Here is a 299-nt window from a genome sequence, read left to right on the forward strand (position 1 = left end):
CTCCATCCATAGTTGCTGAAAAACAACTGGAAGAATTGAGTATTAAACTTGCAAACAAAGATCAATAAAATTCTCGGCGCCCTTCTAGATAGAATTGGACTTTATCAAGTTTTAAAATCTATTGGCGCTGAAAAAATGGCAAATAAATTTTCGGCAGCAGTTGTTTATGCTGTCTTCTCATCATTCGCATTGAACTTTTTCTATCAGCCAGGACATGTGTATGCTTCTGGTGCGACGGGTGCAGCTCAGGTTGTTACTGAATTAGTAGCCAGAATAAGTGGTCATAATATCTTACCTAT

General features: G+C 37.8%; 1 protein-coding gene. It reads left to right on the forward strand.

Annotated elements, in window-relative coordinates:
* Positions 1-135: 135 nt before the first annotated feature.
* A partial coding sequence (locus JKP73_RS23755) for a YitT family protein (protein WP_200412041.1) occupies positions 136-299 on the forward strand: 164 nt, incomplete at its 3' end.

Origin of the sequence: Virgibacillus salexigens (genome assembly GCF_014905415.1) — a bacterium.
Classification (GTDB): Bacteria; Bacillota; Bacilli; order Bacillales; family Amphibacillaceae; genus Virgibacillus; species Virgibacillus salexigens.